At 47.4% G+C, this 8,209-nt stretch carries 10 protein-coding genes; 2 read left to right on the plus strand and 8 right to left on the minus strand.

What is annotated here, in order from left to right; all coding sequences use genetic code 11:
• Window positions 1-30: 30 nt before the first annotated feature.
• Genes Q0482_RS05855 through Q0482_RS05870 form a run of 4 tightly spaced genes read right to left on the minus strand, consistent with a single transcriptional unit; the run spans window position 31 to window position 2,323 of the window.
• Entirely contained in the window at window positions 31-345 is a 315-nt protein-coding gene (locus tag Q0482_RS05855) for an N-6 DNA methylase (RefSeq protein ID WP_307973504.1), read from the minus strand.
• Window positions 346-378: 33 nt separating this feature from the next.
• Entirely contained in the window at window positions 379-1,125 is a 747-nt protein-coding gene (locus tag Q0482_RS05860; RefSeq protein ID WP_299144572.1) for an SDR family oxidoreductase, read from the minus strand.
• A 25-nt stretch (window positions 1,126-1,150) separates the two neighbouring features.
• Window positions 1,151-1,654 (minus strand): flavodoxin, encoded by a 504-nt coding sequence (locus Q0482_RS05865; RefSeq protein ID WP_299144574.1) that lies wholly within the window; start codon window positions 1,652-1,654, stop codon window positions 1,151-1,153.
• 15 nt (window positions 1,655-1,669) lie between these two features.
• Window positions 1,670-2,323: an SDR family NAD(P)-dependent oxidoreductase gene (locus Q0482_RS05870; protein WP_278721677.1), complete on the minus strand. Its 654-nt coding sequence runs from the start codon at window positions 2,321-2,323 to the stop codon at window positions 1,670-1,672.
• Between the two features lie 121 nt (window positions 2,324-2,444).
• Between Q0482_RS05870 and Q0482_RS05875 the strand changes: the two genes are divergently transcribed.
• On the plus strand, window positions 2,445-3,335 hold the full coding sequence (locus Q0482_RS05875) for a LysR family transcriptional regulator (protein WP_299144583.1): 891 nt from the start codon (window positions 2,445-2,447) through the stop codon (window positions 3,333-3,335).
• Window positions 3,336-3,727: 392 nt separating this feature from the next.
• Here Q0482_RS05875 and Q0482_RS05880 read toward each other — a convergent pair whose 3' ends face one another.
• Together Q0482_RS05880 and Q0482_RS05885 are read right to left on the minus strand one after the other, a co-directional pair.
• Complete coding sequence (locus tag Q0482_RS05880) at window positions 3,728-4,405, minus strand: type I restriction-modification system subunit M N-terminal domain-containing protein (protein WP_299144586.1); 678 nt, start codon at window positions 4,403-4,405, stop codon at window positions 3,728-3,730.
• Between the two features lie 811 nt (window positions 4,406-5,216).
• A complete protein-coding gene (locus Q0482_RS05885; RefSeq protein ID WP_299144589.1) occupies window positions 5,217-6,146 on the minus strand; it encodes a hypothetical protein in 930 nt (309 codons plus the stop codon).
• 151 nt (window positions 6,147-6,297) lie between these two features.
• Between Q0482_RS05885 and Q0482_RS05890 the strand changes: the two genes are divergently transcribed.
• Window positions 6,298-6,858: a TetR/AcrR family transcriptional regulator gene (locus Q0482_RS05890; RefSeq protein ID WP_299144591.1), complete on the plus strand. Its 561-nt coding sequence runs from the start codon at window positions 6,298-6,300 to the stop codon at window positions 6,856-6,858.
• A gap of 35 nt (window positions 6,859-6,893) precedes the next feature.
• Here Q0482_RS05890 and Q0482_RS10025 read toward each other — a convergent pair whose 3' ends face one another.
• Together Q0482_RS10025 and Q0482_RS05895 are read right to left on the minus strand one after the other, a co-directional pair.
• A complete protein-coding gene (locus Q0482_RS10025) occupies window positions 6,894-7,136 on the minus strand; it encodes an ACT domain-containing protein (protein WP_366517989.1) in 243 nt (80 codons plus the stop codon).
• A gap of 777 nt (window positions 7,137-7,913) precedes the next feature.
• Window positions 7,914-8,209 (minus strand): hypothetical protein (locus Q0482_RS05895; protein ID WP_299144593.1); only part of this gene is annotated, 296 nt, incomplete at its 5' end.

Raw genomic sequence — 8,209 nt, forward strand, 5'->3', positions numbered from 1 at the left:
ATAAAATCTAGCGTTTTCAGCATCGCTTTTTCATAACTTGTAAACTCCTGCTAGGCATACTGAGAAGGCATCCTTGATTTCATTCTGCTTGGACAGACTGTCCTTATACTCAATATCCGGGTGGGTGATGGAATGGAGCATAAGGTTCATGGCTGAAATACGGAGCATGGTATGGTCCATATCAAATCCCGTAAACATGGGCCCCTCAAAATGGTCCCACTGCTCTCTCGTCATCTGCTCTCCGTAATGGCTTCTCACGTATTCGGCTGATGAAATAAGGAAGCCCGCTGTGCCGCAGGCAGGATCCCCTTTTTGCAGAATGCAAGGCAGATGTCCCTTTTTTATGTGGGCTTCCGGTAATTATCACAATTTTCATGGTCATGCCCCCAGTCCACCATCCACGCCATAGATGGATCCAGTGACAAACCTCGCTTCCTCTGAGCCGAGGAAGGCCGCAACCGCCGCCACATCCTCCGGCTTCCCGAAATGTCCCTGGGGTATCATAGCGGTGACTTTTTCAATATGCTCTTGAATGCCGCCTTCCGAAAGGTCAGTCTTTCCGTAGATGGGGGTTTCAATGGAGCCTATGCTTAAGGCATTCACCCGTACCCCGTCTTTGGCCAGTTCCTTTGCCCAAATCTTTGTGAAGATTTCCACTGCCGCTTTTGTCCCGGCATACATGGACATATTCAACAGATGATTCTCGCATACGGCGCTGGACATGTTGATGATATTGCCCCGGCTTTCCTTCAGGAGCGGGAGTACATGGATGGTCATATTGACCAGGGCGCGGACATTGATGGCAAATACCCTGTCGTATTCCTCCATCTTCACGGTGGCCAGGGGAGTCACCGGCGCCCAGCCCGCATTGTTGACCAAAATATCCAGTCTGCCATAACGGCTTTTTATCTCTGCGGTTACTTTGTCAAGAGTTTCTTCCTTGGTAATATCCCCTGCCATATATGCCATCTTGCTGTCGAAAGCAGCCGACTCCCTGAGTTCCTCTTCGTCACGGCCCACAAGGAAAACCTTCGCCCCCTCTGAGGCAAACCGCCGGGCAACGCCGCGGCCAATGCCGGTTCCGCCGCCGGTGACCAATACTACTTTATCTTCAAATCTCTTCATGTTGTATGCTCCTCTCTAAATTTCATCAATGCAAGTTGATTCTCTCCAGCCAGGTATCCACCAAGGAATGAAAATCTCCCATATTCTCAGGCTTGTCCACCGTGGTGCTTACCTGATAACAGTTGTAGATGCCCAGTCCCTCCATGATTTTGGAATCCGGACACAGTCCTTTGATATCCGCTATGTGCATACCGCTTGTCCCGTGGGTCATAAAGGGCACAATGGTCTTGCCTGTGAGATTGCTTTGATGCAGGAAAGTTCTCACGGGATTGGCGATGGTTCCCCACCAGCAGGGGGAGCCGATAAAAATCCTGCCATAGTCCATCCAATCCGGAATGCTGACAGCAAGTTCCGGCTCATAAGCCTTTCCCTCCTTGCCAACCTGATTGACACAGGCACGGTAATCCCTCGGATAGGGAACTCTCACTTTCAGTTCCAGCAATTCTGCCCCTGTTTTCTGACCAATGTATTCGGCAACGGCCTTGGTGTTGCCTCCCCATGAATAAAATACTACCAAATCCTTTAACATATTATGGCCTCCATCTTAGTAAAGCACTTGATATTCCTGCCGTTCCTCATACATCTTCCAATATTCTTTGGCAATCCTGCCCGGATCATACCGCTCATCTCCGGGAGTTATCACACCGCTGACGAGAACGCTTCCCACAAAGATTCCCCTTGGCTCCAGCTCATGGTGGAGCACGATGTTCATGGCATTTAGGGCTGCCTTGTCAATGCAGAGTGGTTTAAGGGAAAGGATTGGCTGGAAAGTCTTGGCAAAGCCGCCTCCGGTGAAGATGATGGCACCTTTTTTCTCCGCAAATTCTGCTGTTGCCACCACCATTGCCGAATGATATGCGCTGGCAGCGTCCACCTGATACCTTTCCATCAGCAGCTGGCTGGTGATTTCCCTGCTACCGTCCGGCACTGTGATTCCCACATTGTAGACCAACGCATCAGGGGTTCCGTATTCCATTGCTGTCTCCTGGATTGCTTTCGTCAAAGTCTCCGGGTAAAAGGCGTCAGCCACTTTGAAGTCCGCTTCGAACCCCTGCTGACGAAGTTCATTCACATAGTCTCTCAGCCGCTCCTCATTCCTCGCTACCAAGACCACACGGAAACCGTGGGAGGCAAATTCCCTTGCTACGGCATTTCCCAGGCCCCTGCCTGCACCGATCAGAATCATTGTTCTGTCCATCTTATTCTCCACTTCCTTTGTTCTTGATGATTACAGTATAGCCGCCGGGAGCATTGACGGGAAGTGAGAAATAAGTTAATATGGCAGTAACTTAGACTTAATGCAAAAGAGGGTGCTGCAATTGATTGCTTCAATTTACATGACATTCCTTGCCGTGGCAGAGACAGGCAGTTTCTCCAAGGCTGCAGGAAAACTTTTTGTCTCCCCGGTTGCGGTGATGAATCAGATGAATGAGCTGGAAGGCGAAGTCAAAGCTGTGCTCTTTGTGCGAACAAACCGTGGGGTATCTCTGACCCGTGCCGGACAAATGCTGCAAACCAAACTTCTCGTCATAAAAAAACAAACTGACCAAGCAATGGCAGAAGTAAGAGCCATTTCTGCCAAGGACAAGGTGCGAATTCGGGTAGGAGCCTCTATGATGCGTCCTGCAACTTTATTGACAGCTTTATGGCAGGATTCGGAATTGCTACAAAGAAATTTCTCCCTACAGATCATTCCTTTCGATGATAATCAATTCAATGCGAAGTGGCTATCCTCTGTCCTGGGTACAGAGTTCGACTGCATAACCTCTCCCTACGATGTGAAGGAATGGTACAAAAATTTCTGTGTATTTAAGTTAGGGGAAGAAAAATTCAAACTGGCGGTTCCCTTTTCCCATCCTTTGAGCCAGAAGGAAATCCTGACACTTGCCGACCTTTCCCACCTCACCATCCTAACCCCGCCAAGGGAATCACCTGCGGTGGACAAGCTCTGCAAATTCATAGAGAAAACTTATCCAAACATTCGTACGGAACCTCTGACAGCTTTCTATACGGCGAACACCTTTATGGAACATCCGCATGATATTTTGCTTACAAGAGAGAGTTTCAAAATCATGTCATCTGCCTTTCGCACCATCGAAGTGGAGTGGGATTTTTCTTCGCCTACGGGAATCATATTTGCGTTAAAACCGTTGCCTCAAGCAGCAGGATTTATTTCCATACTGAAGCAAGTGCTGAAAATTTCACCATGACTGCAAAATGAATGTAGTGAATTACTTTTCCTAAATTTAAGATTGGATAGATAGAAAATATCATTGGATTGCACAGTCAATATGACATCCCCGTCCCATCCCGAAACACCACGGTCAGCCGCTTCTCCACGCCCACCGTCACACAGTCCACCATCGCGCCCCAGAGCCGCTCATCGAACTCTGCCACAGGCTCTCGCCTCTATGCCGTCGCCCATTTTACACCCTGCAAACGGGGAACTACACCTTACAAACGGCTTACCTTCAGCCTTGCAACCCCTTCGAAACAAAAGCACCGAAAAATTCCCCTGCCTCCCTGCCATCTGTTTCAAACTACTCCTCCACAACACAAAAAACACCTCGAAGCCCCTTATTTCATAGGGGTTCGAGGTGTTTCACACTCTATATTCTTGTATCAATTCGGCTATGATTTTGTCACAGATTGTATCTTCCGGCGCAGGCTGAATCAATGCCACCATCATGTCGCGAATGTGCTTGGGTGTGCGGAACTGCCCGTTTCTTCCGGAGGTCTGCAGCTTGCCCAGCATATATTCATACAGGTCACCCTGCATATCCTTATTTTCCAAATCATTGGTATACAGATCTTCCATGCCCGTAATAATCTGCTCCAGCATCTGGGGCGTAGGAACCAAGAAAGCCGCATCAGCCATAAACTTGGAAAAGGCAGTATCCGGAGAATCCTCATCGCCATTCCTGTCTGCAATAGGTATCATCTTCCCGCTGCCGTCAAAGTCAGGAAGCTGTCCATATCTCATGTTCTTAATAGCAGGGAATACAAAAGTGCTGACGATATGGAAAATTTCATCAGCATCCTTATTCTTAAAATAGCTCCAGCGCATAGCCTGTCCCACCGGAGAGGGAGGAAATATATGAGGCACCTTCATTCCTGTCAGGACTTCCATCTTCTCATTTCTGATTTCCTTCACATCCAGGGAACGGATAAACATCAGATAAGTAAGCTGTTCGATAACCGTCAGTGGATTCGTAATCCCACCGGCTGCAATGTTAATCCAAATCTGGTCTACCTTATTTTTGACTGCGCCTGTAATCATATAAACCTCCATGAATCGATACTATTTCTTCTATTGTACAAGTTTCATAAAAAAATAGCTATCGATATGCCAAATCAGCATATCGATAGCTTAAGTCTTTCCCACACGCAAAAAACAGAAAAGCCTATCAGGGGCAGTCTCCAGGTAAGTTCAACCAATGAATCAGGCGTCTGCGCCTTGGCTCTCCCATTCGCATGGGTGCTGCTCAGATCTTGGACGGTCGGGAAAGCCATGGGAAGGCCCCTTTATGTGCAGACTAAGGGCCAACTTTTCCCGACTTGCGTATCCTATGCAGGATACGCACATCAGAGAGAGGAAAGTCCTGCGTCCCTCTTCCTTATTGCTTTTCTGTCTTCTGTTTTGGGTCTTGCATTTTCTTCTGTCTTCCATCGGCCGATTTTAGAAGAAGGAGGGGCGAAAAGTGGAATTTCCCGATGTCTCCCCTCTCCCCTGCCCTCTTCTCTACCGCGGATGTGGAAGAAAGCATTTAGGAAATGGGATTCATCATCTCATGAGGTCTTTTCATCCCTCTGATACTAATATCGCAGAAGGTTTGATTTTTAGACCCCCCTGGAGAGAAAAAAAATTGAAATTCTCTTAAGGCCCTGAAAGGTTTTGAGAAAATATCGAGCACCTTGACGGACTTCTCCGCGGATGCCTTCGCAAGCCTCGTCGACCACCTCAGCGTCCACAGCAAGGACGACATCCGGGTAATCTTCTGCAACGGGCAGGAAATCCGGGCATAAGAAAACAGCCTGACTAACAGTAAACGATGCTGTCTGTCAGGCTGTCTTTTTCTAAAGACGGTTTTTTATTGTTCTATGCTAATCTGTTGGTCCTGATACAGCTCATTTATCAGAATTTCAGGAGAATCTCCCGTAAATGCCTTCGCCGCTTCCTCATCTCCCTGCAGCTGCCACATAAACCAGGCCATTACATATCCGTCCGGAGAATACAGCACCTGATCATGAGCTGTATCCTTCCTGCGCATTGCCACCTTTTCAGAAGAAATATCCCCATAAAGTTCTTCCAGCTGTTCACCGGTCAGCACCCAGTCATCTCCGCCGCCAGCACCGGATATGATGAGTATCGGAACATTAATTTCTGTCGGGTCATAGTCCCACATCAGATTATGTGCAAGCGTTTCATTTGTCGGCGAAAGTGCAACAGCTGTCTTATAGACATCCTTATGTTCCGTAGCAGTAACCGCATTAATTACGCCGACGCCGCCCTGCGAATGTCCTGCAACACCCACATTATCAAAATCAACCTTCTGATAGAAAATGCTGTCTGTATCTTCTATCTTTTCATTCTCATTCCAGCGTTCAAGATAACGGATGCTCATCTCAGCGCCGAATGCATTCCATGAATAATCTTCTTCCGTGCCGATAACGATAAAGCCCCAGGATGCATAATGCTTTGCGACTGCCGGATATTTGGAAAGCGGTGTACCGCTCCCGTTGCAGATAACGATCACCGGCCACTGTTTATCTGATGTCTCCAGTTCTGTAGGATAATATACCGTGTATTTTCCGAATTCCTGAAGCACGGCATCTTCATGCTCCGATACCTCATAGGAGCCATCGGCCATATATTTTGCTTCAATCGTCCCACCGGTTTCTGTAGCGGTCTGATAATCGGTCGGTGCCGCCGGCCGGTTGCTTAGGACCTTCAGGACAATCAGCACAACAATGACAATGACAATAACTACGATTCCTATAATTTTCAGCACTTTCTTCATCTGATTCCTCTTATCTGTTTACTTCATATTGAATGATTGACCATCACGTTTAGAAGTGGTATTGTGGGGTTAGAATGATATTTTAGTATCTTTTTGCAATATAGCGTTTCAAGATTACATTGTCAATCATAATCAAACGGGAGCAGCCGAAATGATACGAAACGGCGAAAAAGTATCAGGAAAGGTAAAAAAGAGCAAGTCAAACGATTATCTCAAGGAATGCATCGCGGATGCGCTTCTGGTTCTGCTAAAAGAAAAGCCCATCGAGAAAATCACGGTGGACGAGCTCACTTCCCGGGCCGGAGTGGGCCGGGTGACCTATTTTCGCAGCTTTACCAGCAAAAGCGAAGCTATCACCTTTAAGTTCATCAAGATGTGGGAGCAATATGCCGAGCTGAACGATATCAGTATCCGGGATCGGTTTGACCCGGATAATGCCCTGCATTTCTTTCAATACAACTTATCCATTCGTCATATCCTGACCCTGGTCTACAAAGCCGGACAGCAGGAAGCGCTCCATGAGTCATTTTACCGGATTATGACGCCACCCGATCGTGGTGACGACATCCTGACCACCTATCGGGAAAAGTTTTACGCCCACGGCCTGTACGGTCTGCTGGACGAATGGATCAAGCGGGACTTCAGGGAAACGTCGGAGGAAATGGCCGAGCTGCTGCATGCTATCGTAAACGGAAATGGCGGTACAGCATGAAGCTCTTGGACCGTCAAAAACCGGCAAACTGAAATTTATATTACAGTATATCCTTCTTCCGACAGTATACTCATCGCTTTCTCAAAGTTCTCTGCTTTCACAAGAATATAATCCGTGTTAAATGTTGATACTGCAAAAATTCCGATTTTGTTTTCCGCAAGGATTCCCGATAGTTTTGACAGAATCCCGATCAGAGAAGAGAATAAAAAAGCAGCCCTCCATGGAGCTGCTTTTTCACCACAAAGGAATCCGTTGCCTTCCCATCCCCTATGCCCAATGAGTTCGGTGTCTGCATGGTCTACGGCCGCTGCTGTGTTATGACACGACGGCGCGCGCCAGGCATGAGTCTCCCGTCATTTCTGCCGCGATAGACATTAAGTCCTGGATTTCTCTGCGTTTTCTTTTTACCTGATCAGGGAGGGTGTAAAAGGGGTTAACCCATGGACGCCTGCCTTCCATACTTGCATCCCCTATGGCCATCTTGGGAATCTATGGATGACTTCTTTCCATTCTGCAGGTCTTTCACATCCCTCTACTATATTAATCGAAAAAATCGCGTTTTTGTGAACGTGGAAACGAAAAGTTTAATGATATTCTCATAATTCTTTACTTTACTTGCCATATATTTCCAGAGAGCGGAGTTTTCTTAGTGCTTGATAAAATTTCAAAGGCAGGTTGTAAAAAGAGGGGGCTTATGCAATATAAATGTATGGAGAGACAAAGCAGGAAACTTTCCATGGAAGGATTCCATTTTCCTTTCTGTCATGCACATCGCGAATATTCCGGCCGGAATGCAGCTTTGGCAGAAGGAAAACCACGAATCCCTGTTTACAGGTTCCTGATTTCCCTCCCCGACTTCCCGGGGCCCAGGGACGTCAGAACGGATTCTGCAGATTCGTAAAAAAGTATGACAACACAAAAAACACGGATACCATCCCTTGCAGCATGAGCCCGCATTCCCGGACGACGGGGAAGCACTGATTCAATCGTTATCAAATTTCATTCTTGGATTTTAGTTCAATGCAAGGAATCAGTCGACGCGAATAGCAGGCTATTTAAGGAGACTGATGACGCAGCATTGGACAAAAATCCATATGAAATTTGATTCTGCGAATGAAGCAGTGCTTCCCAGGTTCAGGGCAGCTGCAGGATTTTCCTGTATGCTCAGCGTTGACGCCTGATTCTGAGAGGCCCGCAATACTGTCTGGCACGGATAGCATCCGTGTTTTTGTGCTGTCTTTTTTACAGTCAAAAAAACAGCCCCTCCATGGAGCTGCTTTTTCATTACAAAGAAATCCGGTGCCTTCCCATCCCCTATGCCCAATGAGTTCGGTGTCTGCATGGTCTACGG

Origin of the sequence: uncultured Dialister sp., assembly GCF_937959425.1 — a bacterium.
Lineage (GTDB): Bacteria > Bacillota > Negativicutes > Veillonellales > Dialisteraceae > Dialister.

What these genes read in the sequence shown, in the direction of transcription:
- Q0482_RS05885 (WP_299144589.1), bottom strand. Translation starts at nt 6,146, where the DNA reads ATGAAGAAAGTGCTGAAAATTATAGGAATCGTAGTTATTGTCATTGTC.
- Q0482_RS05865 (WP_299144574.1), bottom strand. Translation starts at nt 1,654, where the DNA reads ATGTTAAAGGATTTGGTAGTATTTTATTCATGGGGAGGCAACACCAAG.
- Q0482_RS05870 (WP_278721677.1), bottom strand. Translation starts at nt 2,323, where the DNA reads ATGGACAGAACAATGATTCTGATCGGTGCAGGCAGGGGCCTGGGAAAT.
- Q0482_RS05860 (WP_299144572.1), bottom strand. Translation starts at nt 1,125, where the DNA reads ATGAAGAGATTTGAAGATAAAGTAGTATTGGTCACCGGCGGCGGAACC.
- Q0482_RS05880 (WP_299144586.1), bottom strand. Translation starts at nt 4,405, where the DNA reads ATGATTACAGGCGCAGTCAAAAATAAGGTAGACCAGATTTGGATTAAC.
- Q0482_RS05890 (WP_299144591.1), top strand. Translation starts at nt 6,298, where the DNA reads ATGATACGAAACGGCGAAAAAGTATCAGGAAAGGTAAAAAAGAGCAAG.